Origin of the sequence: Sphingomonas olei (genome assembly GCF_045369765.1) — a bacterium.
GTDB lineage: Bacteria > Pseudomonadota > Alphaproteobacteria > Sphingomonadales > Sphingomonadaceae > Sphingomonas > Sphingomonas panaciterrae.
In genome coordinates, this window is the sequence record NZ_JBIQEU010000004.1 from 231636 (window position 1) to 249317 (window position 17682).

Below are 17682 nucleotides of genomic sequence, written 5' to 3' on the forward strand. Positions count from 1 at the left end.
AGTCGTGCAACTCACCGATGATTCGTCGAATCGGAGCGTCCAGCACCTGCGAATCGGTTGATTTTGTTAAGGGATCGTTGTCTTTTAGCCACAATAACGAGGGCTGCCGTAAACCCTTGGGGGGTCGCTTTGGGACAGCAAGATGATGGCGCTTGGCTGACCGCTGAGTTGCTCGAACGTATCCTGGGCTCCGCGCGAGCCGCGGGATCGAATCTCATGATTTCGCGCGGTGATTGTCCGATGACATTGAACGCGCTGACCCGGCAGGGCTGGGTGCAGGAGAAGCGCGGGCATATCGTGCTGACCGCAAAGGCGCGCGCGCATCGGCGCGAGCTGGACCTGCATATCGCCTGATCCATCGGCGTGCCCGGTGCCGGCGCCCTGATCGGGCTGCAGGCGCCGGGCCGCTGCGCCTCAAGCGGCGACCGCGTAAGGCTTGATCTCACCCGACAGATAGAGGTTGCGCGCCTTGGCGCGGCTGAGCTTGCCCGAGCTGGTGCGCGGCAACGTGCGCGGCGGCACGAGTTCGATCACGCAATTCATGCCGGTGACGGCGCGGACGCGATCGCGGATCTCGTCGCGCAGGCGGCTGCGCTCCTCCACGTCGGAGGTGCGGCACTGAACGAGGACGGCGGGGGTCTCCTCACCGCCCGGCGTCGTGATCGCGAAAGCGGCGATGTCGCCCTGCTTGAAGCCGGGGAGCTGCTCCACCGCCCATTCGATGTCCTGCGGCCAGTGATTGCGGCCGTTGACGATGATCATGTCCTTGGCGCGGCCGACGATGTAGATGTAGCCATCCGACATGTAGCCCATGTCGCCGGTGTCGAGCCAGCCGTCGGCCATACAGGCGGCGGTCGCGGGATCATCGCGGAAATAGCCGACCATCAGCGACGGGCCGCTGCACCACACCTTCCCGATCGCGCGCTCGGGAAGGACGGTGCCGTCCTCCTCGCGGATCTCCACCAGCATGTCGCGCACCGGCTTTCCGCAATTCACGATCGCGCGATAGCGTTGCGGGCGATCCTGGCCGGCGGGGACGCCGGAGAGCTGCGTTTCCTCCACCAGCTCGACGCGGATCCCCTCGCCCGGCGGCATGATGGAGACCGCCAGCGTCGCCTCGGCAAGGCCGTAGGAGGGAAGGAAGGCGCTGGCCTGGAAGCCGGCATCGGCGAAGGCATCGACGAAGCCCTGCATGACGTCGGGCCGGATCATGTCCGCGCCATTGCCGGCGAGGCGCCAGCGCGACAGATCGAAGCGGTCGGCGGCCTTGGTCTGGCTCGACATGCGGCGCGCGCAGATGTCGTAGCCGAAGGTCGGCGAATAGCTGATCGAGGTGCCCGGGTTGCGGGTGATGAGATCGAGCCAGGCGAGCGGGCGGCGGGCGAAATCCTCGGTCTTGAGGTAATCGACCGACACCTGGTTGGCGATCGGCGACAGGAAGCAGCCGACGAGGCCCATGTCATGGTACCAGGGGAGCCAGGAGATGCAGCGGTCGCTTTCGATCAGCTGCATGCCGTGCGCGTGCGCGGCGAGATTGTTGAGCAGCGCATGGTGCGTGATCGCGACACCGTGGGGGAAGCGCGTCGAGCCGCTGGAATATTGCAGATAGGCGATGTCGCTGCCCGACGCCGGCGGCAGATCGATGGCATCGGCGGGGCGAGCGAGAAGATCGGCCCAGTCGAGGCCCTGCGTGCCGACGGCTGCCGCCGCCGCGCCGGCCATTTCCGACAGCTCGGGCGGATAGATCAGCATGACGGGATCGCAGCTCGTGAGCTGGACGCGCAGCTGATCGATGTAGGAATCCTTGCCGCCGAACGAGGTCGGCAGCGGCAGCGGCACCGGCCAGGCGCCGGCATAGACGGTGCCGAAGAACAAGGCGGCGAATTCGGCGCTGGTTTCCGCAACCAGCGCGACGCGATCGCCCGGCGTGATGCCCGCGGCGATCAGGCGATAGGCGGCCTGCTTCGCGTCGTCGCGCAGCTCGCGGAAGGGGTAGGGGCGCACCAGCGTGCCGCGCGCATCGTGGAAGTTCAGCCCGCGATCGCCCTCAGCGGCATAATCCAGCGCTTCGCCGAGCGTGTCGAAATCGGCGAAGCGGCGCGGTCGTGCGTCGCTGCTCGGGGTGGGGATCAGGGTCGCGCTCGTCATGGTCGGTTTGCTCAAAATCTCGTTAGTGTGCCTGTTTCGGACCTGCACACCGGCTTTTTCCGGAGGCCGGCCAACTGACGGTTCGCCACGTTCAAATTCCGATGGCAGTGTGGCAACATAAAGGCGCATGACGAATAGCCGCCGTACGCCGCCCCCGCTCGACCGCCGTGCGCTGGAGGATCTGGCGCTGCGTTACGTGGCGCGGTTCGCGACGACCAGGGGCAAATTGGCCGAATATCTGGCCCGCAAGGTGCGCGAGCGGGGCTGGGACGGCCCCGCCGCGGCGGATCCGGCCGCGATCGCCGACCGGATGGCCGAGCTCGGCTATATCGATGACCGCGCCTTTGCCGAGGCGCGGGCGCGATCGCTGGCGCGGCGCGGCTATGGCGCCGGGCGCGTGGGCCAGGCGCTGAAGGCGGCGCGAATCGCGGGCGAGGATATTGCCGAGCTGGTGGAGCAGAGCGACGAGCAGGCGCTGGAAAGCGCGCTGGCCTTTGCCCGACGGCGGCGGATCGGGCCGTTTGCGAGCGCGCCGGCGGACGAGCGCGGTCGCCAGCGGCACATGGCGGCGATGCTGCGCGCGGGCCATTCCTTCACCCTGGCGCGGCAGATCGTCGCGGCCGCGCCGGGCGACATACCGGAAGCGTGACGCACGCCTTGTTTTCGCAGGAAGATATTGTGCGCCGCCACAACCATGCTAGCGTCCCGCCCAGGGGAAAGAACAATGCAAAGCGAACCGTCCGAGGCCAGACAAGGCCCCGACGCCGCCAGTGCTGGCGAGGAAGATGGCGTACGTGTGGCCGGCGCGTTGAAGTGGTTCGACGTGACGCGCGGCTTTGGCTTTCTGGTGCCGGACGATGCGTCCTTTGGCGATGTGCTGATCCACTTTTCGGTTTTGCAGCCACTTGGCCGCCGCAGCCTGCCCGAAGGGACGCGGATCGACGCGATGGTGGTGCGGCGCGAGCGGGGGTTTCAGGCGCGCGAGATCCTGTCGATTGACACGACCACCGCGATCGAGCCCACACCGCGCCCGACCAGCCGCATCGATCCCGCCACCCTGGTCGACGAGGCGGGCGACTGGGAGCCGGTGGCGGTGAAATGGTTCAATCGGCTGAAGGGATATGGTTTCCTGGTGCGCGACGACGTGCCGGGCGATATCTTCGTCCATATGGAAACATTGCGCCGCGGCGACATCAGTGAAGTGTTGCCCGACCAGAGGCTGCGCGCCCGCATCGTGGACGGGCGCAAGGGGCCGATGGCCGTGAGCGTGACACGGGAGAATTGACGATGAAGCTGTTGGCGATGGCCTCGCTGGCGTTCCTGCTGGGCGCTGCGGCGTGTACCGGCCGTGACGCCGCCGCGACGGCCAGCGACGAGCGCGCGAAAGCGCCGCTGACCGAGGTGACGATCGCGAGCGCGAACGGGCGGCACGTGTTCCGGGTTGAAGTGGCGGACACGCCCGAGAAGCAGCAGCGCGGACTGATGTACCGTACCGATATTCCCAAGGATGGCGGCATGCTGTTCGCGCCCTATCCGCCGGACGGCGGCGGCCCGCGCGAGGCGAGCTTCTGGATGAAGAACACGCCATCGCCGCTCGACATCATCTTCATCCGGCCGGACGGGACGATCGCGCGCATCGCGGAGAATACCGTGCCCTTCTCCGAGGCGCAGGTGCCGTCTGGCGAGCCGGTGAGCGCGGTGCTGGAACTGAACGGCGGCCGATCGGCCGAACTGGGCATTGCGGAAGGCGACAAGGTTTCTTGGAACAAGTGACGGCCGGGCGCCGCGACGGAGGCGGCGCGGCGAATAGCGGCCAGCATGGCGCGATGATGGGTGAGCGCCTATCTCTCGCCCCATGCGCCTGACCGCGACCGCCATCATCCTGTCGAGCCGGGCGCATGGCGAGCATGGCGCCGTCGTCCGTGCGCTGACCGGGGATGATGGCGTGCAGGCCGGCTATGTCCGCGGCGGCCGGTCGCGCGCGCTGCGCCCCGTATTGCAGCCGGCCAACATCATTATCGGCGAATGGCGGGCGCGGACCGACAGCCAGTTGCCGGCGCTGACCGCCGAACTGGTGCGCAGCCGGGCGCCGCTGCATAGCGAGCCGCTGCCGGCGGCCGCGCTGGAATGGCTGACCGCGCTGACCGCCGCCGCGCTGCCCGAGGCGCATCCCTATCCCCGGCTGTACCAGGCGCTGTCGGGGGTGCTCGACGCGATCGATGCGGCGCCGGCGGCACGCGGCTGGGCGGCGCCGCTGGCGCGGTACGAGCTGCTGCTGCTGTCAGAGCTTGGCTTTGGCCTTGATCTGGGGCGCTGCGTGGCGACGGGGGCGCAGGCGGATATCGGCTATGTCAGCCCGCGGTCTGGCGGCGCGGTGAGCCGTGCGGCGGCGGCGGGATATGAGGACCGGTTGCTGCCCCTGCCCGCGTTCCTGGCGGCAGGGGGCGCGGCGGAGTGGCCCGACATCTTTGCCGGGCTGGCGATCACCGGGCGGTTCCTGGCGCGCAGCATCCTGCTTGACCGGCAGGCGGAAACGTTGGCGGCGCGCGAGCGGCTGATCGACCGGCTGCACAGAGCGGTTGCGTGAGACCCTGCCGGGCGGCAAGGAACGGTACCGTTCGCATTCCCGTTTCGCCTGGAGGCACGCATGGCCCTGATCGCAATCCTGCCGGGTGACGGCATCGGACCCGAAGTGACGGCGGAGGCGCGCCGGGTGCTGGAGGCGCTGGACCTGCCGCTCGCGTTTGAAAGCGCGCTGGTGGGCGGCGCGGCCTATCATGCGACGGGCGAGCCGCTGCCACCCGAGACGCTGGAGCTGGCGCATCGCGCGGACGCGATCCTGTTCGGGTCGGTCGGCGACCCTTCCTGCGACGCGCTGGAGCGGGGGCTGCGCCCGGAACAGGCGATCCTGGGATTGCGCAAGGAATTGTCGCTGTTCGCCAACCTGCGGCCGGCAAAGCTGTTCCCGGGCCTGGAGGATGCCTCCGCGCTGCGGCCCGAGGTCGCGCGCACCATTGACCTGCTGATCGTGCGCGAGCTGAACGGCGACGTCTATTTCGGCGAGAAGGGGATGCGCACCACGGCCGAGGGGCTGCGTCAGGGCTATGACCTGATGAGCTATGACGAGGGCGAAGTGGCGCGGATCGCGGTGGCGGGGTTCGAGGCGGCACGCCGGCGCGGCGGGCGGCTGTGCTCGGTCGACAAGGCCAATGTGCTGGAAACGTCGCAATTGTGGCGCGACGTGGTGACGGAGGTGGCGCGGGAATATGCCGACGTCACGCTGACCCACATGTATGTCGACAATGCCGCGATGCAGCTGGTGCGCGATCCGGGGCAGTTCGACGTCATCGTGACCGGCAACCTCTTCGGCGACATATTGTCCGACCAGGCATCGATGTGCGTCGGATCGATCGGGCTGCTGCCGTCCGCCTCGCTCGATGACACGGGCAAGGGGCTGTACGAGCCGATCCACGGGTCGGCGCCCGACATCGCCGGGCAGGGCAAGGCCAATCCGTGCGCGACGATCCTGTCCGCCGCGATGATGCTGCGCCATTCGCTGGAGCTGCCGGACGCGGCCGACCGGGTCGAGGCGGCGGTGGCGCGCGCGCTGGTGACGCATCGCACGGCGGACCTTGGCGGCACCTGTTCCACCCGGGAGATGGGCGACGCGGTGCTGGGGGCGTTGTAACCGGGGGTGAGCGACCTGCTCGACCTCGCCATCGTCATCCCGACGTTCAACGAGAAAGCGAATGTCCCGGTCCTGGTCGCGCGGCTGGACCAGGCGCTGACCGGGATCAACTGGGAAGCGATCTTCGTCGACGACGACAGCCCGGACGGGACGGCCGACGCGGCGCGCGAGATTGCGCGGATCGACCGCCGCGTGCGCGTGATCCAGCGGATCGGGCGGCGGGGCCTTGCCACTGCCTGTATCGAGGGGATGTGCGCGACCGCCGCCCCCGCGGTGGCGGTGATCGACGGCGACCTGCAGCATGACGAGACCATCCTGCCGGACATGCTGGCGGCGCTTCGATCGGACGCGGCGCTCGACATCGTGGTGGGGTCGCGCTTCGTCGAGGGCGGCGGGACGGGCGACTGGGATCGCGACCGGCTGAGCAAGTCGGCGCTCGCCACGCGGCTGTCGCAGCGTGTGCTGGATGTGGGACTGACCGACCCGATGAGCGGGTTCTTCATGGTGCGCACCGACGTCGTGCGCGCGCGGGCGCCGCATCTGGCGGGGATCGGGTTCAAGATCCTGCTCGACATCATGACCGCCGGCGGCCGGCCGCTGCGGTTTCGCGAGCTGCCCTATGTCTTTCGCGTGCGGACCGAGGGGGAATCGAAGCTCGATCATGTCGTGGCGCTGGAATATCTGATCGCGCTGTATGATCGCCGCTTCGGCCGGCTGGTACCGGTGCGGTTTGCGATGTTCTCCGCCATCGGGGTGATCGGCGTCGGCATCCATATGGGCGTCCTGGCGCTGCTCCATCTGGTGGTGGGCGCGTCATTCCTGATCGGCCAGATCGCTGCCACCGGCGCGGCGATGACGTTCAATTTCTTCCTCAACAATGCGCTGACCTATCGCGACCGGCGGCTGAGGGGCGCGCGGCAGTTGCTGGACGGGTGGGTGTCGTTCTGCGTCGTCTGCTCGGTCGGCGCGGTCGCCAACGTCGGGGTCGCGGCGTTCCTGTACGATTTCCATTACGGCGCCTGGGCAGCGTCGGCGCTGGCCGGGGTGCTGGTGGGCGCGGTGTGGAATTACGCCTTGTCGTCGCGCTTCGTCTGGGGCCGCTATTGAGGCGGGTCAGACCCAGGTCGGAAACCACGTCCAATAGCGGAATGCGTCGGCGGCGGGCAGCGGCAGGGCGGCCAGCACCGGATAGAAGTAGATGGCGAGCGCCAATGACGCGGCGAGCAGCGCCGTGTCCCACCCGCGGGTGCGTGCGCGCCAGTGATCGAGCGCGACCACGATGGCGATGACGATGAAGACGCTGGACGGATAGTAATAATAATAGAAGCCGAGAGACTTGGGGATCACCGCCCAGACGGCGAGGCTGCCGGTCCACAGGGCGGCGGCGGCGAGCAGGCGGGCCGAGCCGGAGCGGACCCAGCCCCACCAGCAGGCGACCACCGCGATCAGCCCGGTCCACATGATGACGGGATTGCCGAGCAGGAGGATGCCGCGCTGCGCGCCGTCCGCCGGCTCATAGAGATACCAGATCGGGCGGATCAGTAGCGGCCATGTCCACCAGTTCGACTGATAGGTGTGGGCGGGCAGCACCTGCGTCTGCCGATCGAACATCTCGAGCTGAAACGGCAGCAGCGTTGCGAGCGTCAGCGGTGCGTCGCGATAGAAGAAGGCCGGCGCGAAGGTGGCGAGGTAGGTCACGGCCGAGACCAGCGCGAGCACGCCAAGCGCGACCGGCGTCGACAGGCCCGGGAAGCGGCGCGGATCCTCCCGCTTCAGCAGCACGAAGGCGAGGGCGGCAAAGGCGACATAGGGGGCGGCGAGCCATTTGCAGGCGGTGGCCGCGCCAAGCAGCGCCGCGGCCACGGCCCAGCGGGCCAGCCCGCCATTGCGCAGCGCGTCGGCCGCCATGGCGATGCCGGCGGCGAGGAAGGCGAGCATGAAGCCGTCGAGCATCGCGATGCGCGCCTGCACGAACACCGTGAAGTTCAGCACGGTCAGCGCCGCCGCGACGAGGCTGGGGCGGCGGCGATGGGTGATCTGCCACACGATCGCGAAGATTGCGGTCACGGTGACGGCACCCGCCAGCGTCGACATGAACCGCCAACCGAGGGTATCGTCGCCAAACAGGCGGATGCCCTGCGCGATCAGCCATTTGCCGAGCAGCGGGTGTTCGATGTTGACCGGGCCGTCCAGCGTCAGCAGCGCGCGGGCTGCGGGCACGTAATGCACCTCGTCGAACACGAACTGGTGCGGCACCGTCAGGCCGATGAGGAACAATGCCTCCGCGACCAGGAAAACCACGATCGCGAGCGGCAGGGGGCGGCGCAGCATGGCCCGGACTTAGCCGGATGTGGGCAAAGCGCCAATGCGGCGCTTGGGTGGCGCGCGGCAAGACGAGCGAGCGTCGTGCTTGAAAGCCCGCGGCAATTGGCCGAAAGCGGCCGCATGAAGCGCCGCACCGGACAAGACCGCACGATCACCGACACCTGGCGCCCCGCGACCCGTGCCATTCGCGGGGGCACCGTTCGATCCGAATTTGGCGAAACGTCCGAGGCGATCTTCGTCACCTCCGGCTATGCCTATGACTGTGCCGGAGATGCCGCGGCGCGGTTCGCCGGTGAGCAGGAGGGGATGACCTATTCCCGGCTGCAGAACCCGACGGTGGAGATGCTGGAGCATCGCATCGCGCTGCTGGAAGGGGCCGAGGCGTGTCGCACGATGGCCAGCGGCATGGCGGCGATGACCGCGGTGCTGCTGAGCCAGTTGCAGGCCGGCGACCATGTGGTGGCCGGGCGGGCGGCGTTCGGATCGTGCCGCTGGCTGGTCGACAACCTGCTGCCCAAGTTCGGGATCGCCACCACGGTGGTCGACGCGCGCGATCCGCAGCAGTTCATCGATGCGGTGCGGCCCGAAACCAAGGTGTTCTTCTTCGAAACACCGGCTAATCCGACGATGGACGTCGTCGACCTGCGCGCGGTGTGCACTATCGCGCGCGAGCGCGGCATCACCAGCGTGGTCGACAATGCCTTTGCCACGCCCGCCCTGCAGCGGCCGATGGAATTCGGCGCCGACGTGACCGCTTATTCCGCCACCAAGATGATGGACGGGCAGGGCCGCGTTCTCGCCGGCGCGGTGTGCGGCACCAAGGATTTCATCGACAACACGCTGCTGCCGTTCACGCGCAATACAGGGCCGACGCTGTCGCCGTTCAACGCCTGGGTCGTGCTGAAGGGGCTGGAGACGCTGGACCTGCGCATCCGTCGCCAGTCGGAGAATGCGCTGAAGGTCGGCGCGTTCCTGGAAGGGCGCGTCGCGCGAATCCTTCACCCCGGCCTGCCCAGCCATCCGCAGCACGAGCTGGCCATGTCGCAGATGGAGGCAAGCGGGCCGATCTTCGCCTTCGAGGTGGAGGGAGGACGTGCGATGGCGCACGGCCTGCTCGATGCGCTGCAGCTGATCGACATTTCCAACAATATCGGCGATTCCCGGTCGCTGATGACCCATCCCGCCTCCACCACCCATGCCTCGGTCACGCCGGAGAAGCGCGAGGAGATGGGGATCGGCGAGGGCATGCTGCGGCTGAATGTCGGGTTGGAGGATCCGGCCGACCTGATCGACGATCTCGACCAGGCGTTGCGGACGATCGGCTTGTGAAGGCATTCTTCCCTTCGTCGCAAACGACGCGGGGAGTGACCGTGCGCGTGTCGGTCAGCTATCTACCCGAACAGTCGGAGCCCGAGCGGGGCCGCTGGTTCTGGGCCTATCATATCCGCATCGAGAATGATGGGCCGCAGGCAGTGCAGCTGCTGACCCGCCATTGGATCATCATCGACGGGCGCGGGGCGCGCCATTCGGTCGAGGGCGAGGGCGTGGTGGGCGAGCAGCCGCTGATCCTGCCGGGCGGAAGCTACGATTATGTCTCGGGCTGCCCGCTGGCCACGCCGGCCGGGTCGATGCAGGGCAGTTATCGCATGGTCGATGCCGCCGGCATGACGTTCGACGTCGCCATCCCGAAGTTCGCGCTGATCGCGCCCGCGGTGACCGGTGGAGAGCGTGGCTGAGCAGCGTCGCTTGCGATGCGGGCGGGAGCGGGGCATGGCACGTGGCATGGTGACCCGTCACGCTTATCATTCTGACCGATCGCCGCTTGCCAGGGGGAGCGCGGCGTGAAGCGTACGCATCTTCCGCTGAACGGGCTGCGCGTGCTGGATGCCGCGGCACGCCATCTGTCGTTCACCCGCGCGGCCGATGAACTGGCGGTAACGCCAGCGGCGGTGGGCCAGCAGGTCCGCGCGCTGGAGGATACGCTGGGCGTGGTGCTGTTCCGCCGCACGACCAAGGGGCTGGAGCTGACGCCGGAGGGCGAGGCCGGCCTGTCGGCGTTGCGACAGGGCTTCCTGCAATTCGAGGAAGCGGTGCGGGCGATGCAGGCGGGGCAATCGTCCAAGTCGCTGACCATCGCCGCGCCGCGCGACCTGACGGAGAAGTGGCTGCTGCCGCGGCTGGCGACGATCGCGCAGCGCGACAGCGACCTGCGCTTTGTGCTGGTGACCGCCGACAGCGCGCCAGATTTCACCGAGGCGAACCTCGACCTTGCCATCACCTGGGGTGAGGGTCCGGGCCTTCACGAAGGCGAGGCGATCGAGAGCGAGGGCATGGTGACGGTCGAGCGGCCGGGCGGCGGCGCAGCGGCGATCATCGCCTGGCCGGGTGACGGCATGGATGAGGCCGGGGCGCTGGTGCGCGTCGGGGATGCAGGGCTGGCGCTGGACGCCGCCGCGCGCGGGCTGGGCCGGGCGACGGTGCCCGAGCTGCTCGCCGCGCATGACATCGCCGCGGGCAAGGTGGCGCTGGTCGGTGAGCCACGGCCGTCGCGGCTAGGCTATTGGCTGGTCGCGCCGCTGCCGCAATGGCGCCAGCAAAAGGTGCAGGCGCTGGTCGAGGCGCTGGCGGGTTGATCGTCGGCATGAGGGCGGACCCGTTTGAAAGCGAGCGGTTGGTGATGCGGGCGCCGACGCATGACGATGCGCCGGCGCTGTACGAAGCCTATCGCGACCAGCGGGTGATGCGCTTCTGGTCGAGCCCGCCGCATGAGAGCGTCGCGGACACGATCGCCTATGTGACCCCGCACGTCGACGACCAGTGGCGGCAATGGGTGATCGTGGAGAAGGCGAGCGACCGCGCGATCGGCACGCTGGCCGCGGGGGAGCGGCGGCGCGGCGTGATGGAGATCGGCTATCTCCTGGCACCGTCGGCCGCCGGCAAGGGCTATGGTCGCGAGGCGGTGGGCACGTTGATCGACCTGTTGTTTGCCGAGGGCGCGCGGCGCGTGTTCGCCGATACCGATCCCGACAATCAGCGATCGATCGCGCTCTTGATGGACTTAGGTTTCCAGCGCGAGGGATTGCTGCGCGCGGAATGGCACACGCATATCGGGGTGCGCGACAGCGTGATCTGGGGCCTGCTGCGCGATGAATGGCAACCGCAAAAGCGCGCGCGGGGGCAGCGCCTGCGCTCTAGTCGGGTGTGACCGCCGGCGGAGAGCTGCGGACACGACCTAGCCAGAAGGTCCCGTCGTAATCGGCGGCGTGATGAGCGGGGGGCGGATCGGTCAGGGCAATGAAGGGCGGGCCGTCGGGCTGTTCGGTCCTGCCGACAGCGTGAGGCCCGCACACGACCGCGTCTGACGTGACGGGCGTGCCCGGCTGAGGCTTGAAGTCTGGCTTGATCTGGCAGCTCCATGCCGTGCCGTCGGCCGTCTCCATATCAAGGGTCACAAGGCGACCATGCCGCGCCAGATGCCGCGCCATCGGGTCGAACGTGACGCCGGAATGGTGCACGGGCCGCTTGCGCGCATGTACGTTACCCACCAGCACGAGCGCATAATCATAGGGGCGGGAGGATGCGGCGCGCAGGATATTGTCTGCCTGTGCTGCCTCGTGCGGGCCCTGACCCGGCAGGTGCGCGAATTGCTGCGCCTGCGCCTCGTTCTTCATGCCGTTGAAGGGCGTTACGTCTATCGCTGCGCCGCGCCGCGCCAGCTGATGCAGGCGCACCAGTAGGGCCATCATCGCTTCGCTGCCGGTTCCGTCGTCCATCTGCGCCCAGCCAGCCTTGCTCAACGCCTGTACGAACGCCGTTTCTGGGAGCTGCCAGGCATGTTGGTAGGCGGCGCTGAGATCAGAGGGGTGTTCGACGGCGACCAGGATCCTCTTGCCTTGTGCCGCCAGCGCGCAAGAGAGATCGCCGATGAAGGCCGGTGCCTGCTGCGTTCCATGCACTTCACCAAAGATGACAAATCGAGGTTCGCGCTCAGCGACCCCCTCCCAGCCGCGCGGGACCGCACAGGCCCGGGAAGGTTCGGGCTGCGTGGATGAAATCGGGAGCGACCGAGGACTGGGAATGGCGCCGGCCGGGAGCATTGGGTTCGAAAGCTGTGCCGCCAAGGTGACTGCGATTGCCTTGCTGATGCCCATGGAGCGTCTCCGGCGTGGCCCGCAAAAAAGCGGAGAGAAGGTGCCAGCGTAGCACCAATTGTTTCCTGTTCGCCCAGCAGTTTGTCTGATGGGGCTCGTCGGGGCTCACGGAGGTGGAGCGATCCGCCGTCCGGACTCTGTTTCGAGAACATTCATGCAAAGATTGAAGAACAAGACGTGCGTCGTCACTGGCGCGGCGCGTGGGATCGGGCGTGCGATTGCCGCGGGCTTCCATGATGAGGGCGCGCGCGTCTTCGTCACTGATGTGGACGCGGTGGCGGGCGCTGCGACCGCGGCAGAGATCGGCTGCCGTTTCGAGCCGCTCGACGTGCGCGAGGAGGAGGATTGGGACCGGCTCGCGCAGCTGGTTCCCGTCGCCGACGTCGTGGTCAACAATGCCGGCGTGACCGGATTTGAGAGCAATGCGGGGCCGCACGATCCGGAACATGCCAGCCTCTCCGATTGGCGGGCGGTGCATCAGGTGAACCTGGACGGCACGTTCCTTGGCTGTCGTTATGCGATCGGCGCGATGAAGGGCGCAGGGACTGGATCGATCATCAACATCTCGTCGCGATCCGGCATGGTTGGGATACCGGGCGCTGCGGCCTACGCCTCCTCCAAGGCGGCGATCCGCAATCACAGCAAGACGGTGGCGCTTTATTGCGCCCAGCAGGGGTGGCGGATCCGGTGTAATTCGATCCACCCCGCCGCGATCCTGACGACGATGTGGGAACAAATGCTGGGGGAGGGGCCGGAGCGCGAGGCGCGCATGGCGGCGCTGGTCGCCGATACGCCGCTCCGGCGCTTCGGCAGGGCGGACGAGGTCGCCGCGCTGGCAGTGACGCTGGCGTCGGACGAGGCGACCTATGTCACCGGGACCGAGATCAGCATTGATGGCGGGCTGCTCGCCGGGTCGGCTGCGGTACCCGGTTGACGCCGGCGCGGCACGTCGACGCCGCTGTGGGTATTTTCAAACAAAAAGCCCCGCCGGATCGCTCCGGCGGGGCTGATTGTGTCAGGCTGACCGGAACAATCAGTCGTTCAGATACTCGCCGGCAGCCTGGTCGCTGCCGTCGCCCGAGGGGACGACGGTGGCGAGCGGATCGTCACCGGTGCCGACGTCCTCACGCGGGCTGCGGGCGTTTTCGGCCGCACGCAGTTCTTCCGCGCTGGACGGCGCGACGATCATCGCATCGGCCAGCTTCTTCTGCTGGGCACGAAGCGCGGCGTCGCGCGAGGAAGCCGCCACGCGCAGGCGGTTCATGCCCGCGCCAGTGCCTGCCGGGATGAGCCGGCCGACGATGACGTTTTCCTTCAGGCCCATCAGCGTGTCCTGCTTGCCCTGGACCGCCGCCTCGGTGAGGACGCGGGTGGTCTCCTGGAACGACGCGGCCGAGATGAACGACCGGGTCTGCAGCGACGCCTTGGTGATGCCGAGGAGGATGGGCTTGCCCTGGGCCGGTGCCTCGTTCTTGCCGAGCTTCGCGTTGACCTCGTCCATCTCCGCACGGTCCACCTGCTCGCCAGGGAGCAGGGTGGTGTCGCCGGCCTCGGTGATCTCGACCTTCTGCAGCATCTGACGAACGATCGTCTCGATGTGCTTGTCGTTGATCTTCACGCCCTGCAGTCGATAGACTTCCTGGATTTCCGACACGAGATATTCCGCGAGCGGCTCGATGCCGAGCACCTCGAGAATGTCGTGCGGATCCGGGCTGCCGCCGATCAGGTTGTCGCCACGCTTGACGTAGTCGCCTTCCTGAACGTCGATCACCTTCGACTTCGGGATGAGGTATTCCACCACCTCGCCGCCGTCCTCGGGCTGGATACCGATCTTGCGCTTCGCCTTATAGTCCTTGCCGAACACCACGCGGCCAGAGACCTTCGCGATGATCGCATTTTCCTTCGGCTTGCGCGCTTCGAACAGCTCGGCAACGCGCGGCAGACCGCCGGTAATGTCGCGGGTCTTGGCGGACTCGCGAGCGACACGGGCAACCACGTCGCCGGCATAGACGACCGAGTTGTCGTCGACCGACAGCACCGCACCCGGCGCCAGCATGTAGCGGGCGGACTCACCCGAACCCTCGTCGAGCAGGGTGATGCGCGGACGCAGATCCTCCTTCGAACGGCCAGCTGCACGATATTCGATCACGACGCGCTGGGCGATGCCCGTTGCCTCGTCGACCTGCTCGGTCAGCGTCTTGCCCTCGATGAGGTCCTGATACTTCACCGTGCCGCCGGTTTCCGTGATCACCGGCATGGTGAACGGATCCCATTCCGCGATGCGATCGCCGGCGCTGATGATGTGTCCATCGTCGCATAGCACGTTCGCGCCGTACGGGATCTTGTGCACCGCCAGCTCGCGGCCATCCATGTCGACGATCGCGACTTCACCCGAGCGGCTGAGCACCACGCGGCGACCACGCTGGTCGACGATGATGCGCAGGTCGCGATACTCGATCGTGCCGTCGACCGGCGCCTCGAGGTTCGACTGCTCGTTGAGCTGCGCCGCGCCGCCGATGTGGAAGGTACGCATCGTCAGCTGCGTGCCCGGCTCACCGATCGACTGTGCCGCGATGACGCCGACGGCCTCGCCGATGTTCACCGGCGTACCGCGGGCGAGATCACGCCCGTAGCACTTGCCGCAGACGCCGATCTTGCTTTCGCAGACCAGCGGCGAGCGGATCTTGACGGCCTGCACACCGGTCGCCTCGATCTTCGCCACCATCGGCTCGTCGAGCAGGGTGCCGATCGGGATCACGACCTCGCCGGTCTTCGCCTCGACGATGTCCTCCGCGGTCGTACGACCAAGGATACGCTCGCCGAGCGACGCGATGACCGAGCCGCCCTGAACGATCGCCTTCATCTCGAGCGCGCGCTCGGTGCCGCAATCGTCCTCGACGATGACGCAATCCTGCGACACGTCGACGAGACGGCGGGTGAGGTAGCCCGAGTTCGCCGTCTTCAACGCCGTATCCGCGAGGCCCTTACGGGCGCCGTGGGTGGAGTTGAAGTATTCAAGGACGGTCAGGCCCTCCTTGAAGTTCGAGATGATCGGCGTTTCGATGATCTCGCCCGACGGCTTGGCCATCAGGCCGCGCATGCCGGCAAGCTGCTTGATCTGCGCCTGCGAACCACGCGCACCGGAGTGCGCCATCATGTAGATCGAGTTGATCGGCTTCTCACGGCCGGTCTCCTCGTCGATGCGAACGGCCTTGATCTCGTTCATCATCGAGTTCGCCACCTGGTCACCGCAACGGCTCCAGGCGTCGATCACCTTGTTGTACTTCTCCTGCTGCGTGATCAGGCCGTCCTGATACTGCTGCTCGAAGTCCTTCACCTGCTCACGCGTCTCGTCGACCAGCTTGGTCTTGTCCGGCGCGATGATCATGTCGTCCTTGCCGAACGAGATGCCGGCGCGGAAGGCGTGACGGAAGCCGAGTGCCATGATGGCGTCGGCGAACAGCACCGTCTCCTTCTGGCCGGTGTGACGATACACTTCGTCGATGACGTCGGTGACGTCCTTCTTGGTCAGCAGGCGGTTGACGGTTTCGAACGGTACCTTGTGGCTCTTCGGCAGGCACTCGCCGAGCAGCATACGGCCCGGCGTGGTCTCGTAGCGCTTGAGGTACTGGTTGCCGTCCTTGTCGGTCTGCGGAACGCGGCTGACGATCTTGGTGTGCAGCGTCACCGCGCCGTTGAACAACGCCTGGTGCACTTCCTCCATGTCGGCCAGCAGCATGCCTTCGCCCGGCTCGTTCTGCTTCTCCATCGAGAGATAGTAGAGACCGAGCACCATGTCCTGCGACGGCACGATGATCGGCTTGCCGTTTGCGGGCGAGAGGATGTTGTTGGTCGACATCATCAGGACGCGCGCTTCCAGCTGCGCCTCAAGGCTCAGCGGGACGTGGACGGCCATCTGGTCACCGTCGAAGTCGGCGTTGAAGGCCGAGCAGACCAGCGGGTGAAGCTGGATCGCCTTGCCCTCGATCAGCACGGGCTCGAACGCCTGGATGCCGAGGCGGTGAAGCGTCGGCGCGCGGTTCAGCAGAACCGGGTGCTCGCGGATCACCTCGTCCAGGATGTCCCAGACTTCCTTGCGCTCCTTCTCGACCCACTTCTTCGCCTGCTTCAGGGTCATGGACAGACCCTTGGCGTCGAGACGTGCGTAGATGAACGGCTTGAACAGCTCGAGCGCCATCTTCTTCGGCAGGCCGCACTGGTGCAGCTTGAGCTCCGGACCGGTCACGATGACCGAACGGCCCGAATAGTCGACGCGCTTGCCGAGCAGGTTCTGACGGAAGCGGCCCTGCTTGCCCTTGAGCATGTCGGACAGCGACTTCAGCGGACGCTTGTTGGCGCCCGTGATCGTGCGGCCGCGGCGGCCGTTGTCGAACAGCGCGTCGACCGCTTCCTGCAGCATGCGCTTTTCGTTGCGGACGATGATGTCCGGCGCACGCAGCTCCATCAGCCGCTTCAGACGGTTGTTACGGTTGATCACGCGGCGATACAGATCGTTGAGATCCGACGTCGCGAAGCGGCCACCATCGAGCGGCACCAGCGGGCGCAGTTCGGGCGGGATGACCGGCACGACCTCGAGGATCATCCACTCCGGACGGTTGCCCGATTCCAGGAAGCTCTCGACGACCTTCAGCCGCTTGATGATCTTCTTGGGCTTCAGCTCCGACTTGGTCGTCGCCAGCTCTTCGAGCAGCGCGGTCTTCTCGCCTTCGAGATCCAGGCTCTCGAGCATGATGCGCACGGCCTCTGCGCCGATGCCGGCAGAGAAGGCGTCCTCGCCATATTCGTCCTGCGCCTCGAGCAGCTCATCCTCGGTGAGAAGCTGATACTTTTCGAGCGGGGTGAGGCCCGGCTCGATGACGATATAGGCTTCGAAGTACAGCACGCGCTCGAGCTGCTTCAGCTGCATGTCGAGCAGCAGGCCGATGCGCGACGGCAGCGACTTCAGGAACCAGATGTGCGCGACTGGGGCGGCGAGCTCGATATGGCCCATGCGCTCGCGGCGAACCTTCGAGACGGTGACCTCGACGCCGCACTTCTCGCAGACGATGCCCTTGTACTTCATGCGCTTGTACTTGCCGCACAGGCATTCGTAGTCCTTGATCGGACCGAAGATGTGCGCGCAGAACAGGCCGTCACGCTCGGGCTTGAACGTGCGATAGTTGATCGTCTCGGGCTTCTTGATCTCGCCGAACGACCAGGAGCGGATGCGGTCCGGGGACGCAATGCCGATCTGGATCTGGTCGAAGGTCTCCGGCTTGGCGACCGGGTTCGCGAAATTGGTAAGTTCGTTCATTTTTCTACCTCTTCCCCCTCCCGCGCGGGCGGGAGGGGCTAGGGGAGGGATGGTCG

At 67.1% G+C, this 17682-nt stretch carries 15 protein-coding genes; 11 read left to right on the forward strand and 4 right to left on the reverse strand.

Annotated features, from left to right (window positions below; translation table 11 throughout):
• Positions 1–414 precede the first annotated feature (414 nt).
• A complete protein-coding gene (locus tag ACH0BU_RS07430; RefSeq protein ID WP_125945237.1) occupies positions 415–2148 on the reverse strand; it encodes a fatty acyl-AMP ligase in 1734 nt (577 codons plus the stop codon).
• A 127-nt stretch (positions 2149–2275) separates the two neighbouring features.
• Here ACH0BU_RS07430 and ACH0BU_RS07435 point away from each other — a divergent pair, with 127 nt between their 5' ends.
• The 6 genes from ACH0BU_RS07435 to ACH0BU_RS07460 all read left to right on the forward strand — a co-directional run bounded on the left by ACH0BU_RS07435 (position 2276) and on the right by ACH0BU_RS07460 (position 6943).
• A complete protein-coding gene (locus ACH0BU_RS07435; protein ID WP_296221373.1) occupies positions 2276–2797 on the forward strand; it encodes a regulatory protein RecX in 522 nt (173 codons plus the stop codon).
• 75 nt (positions 2798–2872) lie between these two features.
• Positions 2873–3433: a cold-shock protein gene (locus tag ACH0BU_RS07440; RefSeq protein ID WP_046408335.1), complete on the forward strand. Its 561-nt coding sequence runs from the start codon at positions 2873–2875 to the stop codon at positions 3431–3433.
• Between the two features lie 2 nt (positions 3434–3435).
• The gene (locus ACH0BU_RS07445; protein WP_052742474.1) at positions 3436–3921 is read left to right on the forward strand and encodes a DUF192 domain-containing protein; all 486 of its coding nucleotides are present in this window, start codon (positions 3436–3438) and stop codon (positions 3919–3921) included.
• Positions 3922–4003: 82 nt separating this feature from the next.
• Positions 4004–4735, forward strand: a complete 732-nt coding sequence (gene recO, locus ACH0BU_RS07450) for a DNA repair protein RecO (protein ID WP_125945238.1) — start codon at positions 4004–4006, stop codon at positions 4733–4735.
• 60 nt (positions 4736–4795) lie between these two features.
• The gene (leuB, locus tag ACH0BU_RS07455; protein WP_296221369.1) at positions 4796–5836 is read left to right on the forward strand and encodes a 3-isopropylmalate dehydrogenase; all 1041 of its coding nucleotides are present in this window, start codon (positions 4796–4798) and stop codon (positions 5834–5836) included.
• A gap of 6 nt (positions 5837–5842) precedes the next feature.
• On the forward strand, positions 5843–6943 hold the full coding sequence (locus ACH0BU_RS07460) for a glycosyltransferase family 2 protein (protein ID WP_296221367.1): 1101 nt from the start codon (positions 5843–5845) through the stop codon (positions 6941–6943).
• A 6-nt stretch (positions 6944–6949) separates the two neighbouring features.
• Here ACH0BU_RS07460 and ACH0BU_RS07465 read toward each other — a convergent pair whose 3' ends face one another.
• The gene (locus ACH0BU_RS07465; protein ID WP_314472317.1) at positions 6950–8167 is read right to left on the reverse strand and encodes a glycosyltransferase family 39 protein; all 1218 of its coding nucleotides are present in this window, start codon (positions 8165–8167) and stop codon (positions 6950–6952) included.
• Positions 8168–8281: 114 nt separating this feature from the next.
• Here ACH0BU_RS07465 and ACH0BU_RS07470 point away from each other — a divergent pair, with 114 nt between their 5' ends.
• The 4 genes from ACH0BU_RS07470 (at position 8282) to ACH0BU_RS07485 (ending at position 11366) form a co-directional block, all read left to right on the forward strand.
• Entirely contained in the window at positions 8282–9490 is a 1209-nt protein-coding gene (locus tag ACH0BU_RS07470; protein ID WP_046408327.1) for a trans-sulfuration enzyme family protein, read from the forward strand.
• The gene (gene apaG / locus ACH0BU_RS07475; RefSeq protein ID WP_046408325.1) at positions 9487–9897 is read left to right on the forward strand and encodes a Co2+/Mg2+ efflux facilitator ApaG/CorD; all 411 of its coding nucleotides are present in this window, start codon (positions 9487–9489) and stop codon (positions 9895–9897) included. Before ACH0BU_RS07470 ends, apaG begins: the two co-directional genes overlap by 4 nt.
• 105 nt (positions 9898–10002) lie before the next feature.
• A complete protein-coding gene (locus ACH0BU_RS07480) occupies positions 10003–10794 on the forward strand; it encodes a LysR family transcriptional regulator (protein ID WP_046408324.1) in 792 nt (263 codons plus the stop codon).
• A gap of 8 nt (positions 10795–10802) precedes the next feature.
• Complete coding sequence (locus ACH0BU_RS07485; protein ID WP_296222706.1) at positions 10803–11366, forward strand: GNAT family N-acetyltransferase; 564 nt, start codon at positions 10803–10805, stop codon at positions 11364–11366.
• Here ACH0BU_RS07485 and ACH0BU_RS07490 read toward each other — a convergent pair.
• On the reverse strand, positions 11353–12312 hold the full coding sequence (locus ACH0BU_RS07490; protein ID WP_296222707.1) for a hypothetical protein: 960 nt from the start codon (positions 12310–12312) through the stop codon (positions 11353–11355). The genes ACH0BU_RS07485 and ACH0BU_RS07490 overlap by 14 nt on opposite strands.
• A gap of 154 nt (positions 12313–12466) precedes the next feature.
• Between ACH0BU_RS07490 and ACH0BU_RS07495 the strand changes: the two genes are divergently transcribed.
• The gene (locus ACH0BU_RS07495; RefSeq protein ID WP_046408317.1) at positions 12467–13246 is read left to right on the forward strand and encodes an SDR family oxidoreductase; all 780 of its coding nucleotides are present in this window, start codon (positions 12467–12469) and stop codon (positions 13244–13246) included.
• Between the two features lie 99 nt (positions 13247–13345).
• On the opposite strand, the gene rpoC is transcribed toward ACH0BU_RS07495, so the two are convergent.
• Positions 13346–17626, reverse strand: coding sequence for a DNA-directed RNA polymerase subunit beta' (gene rpoC / locus ACH0BU_RS07500; RefSeq protein ID WP_500263891.1), 4281 nt, complete (start codon positions 17624–17626; stop codon positions 13346–13348).
• Positions 17627–17682 lie beyond the last annotated feature (56 nt).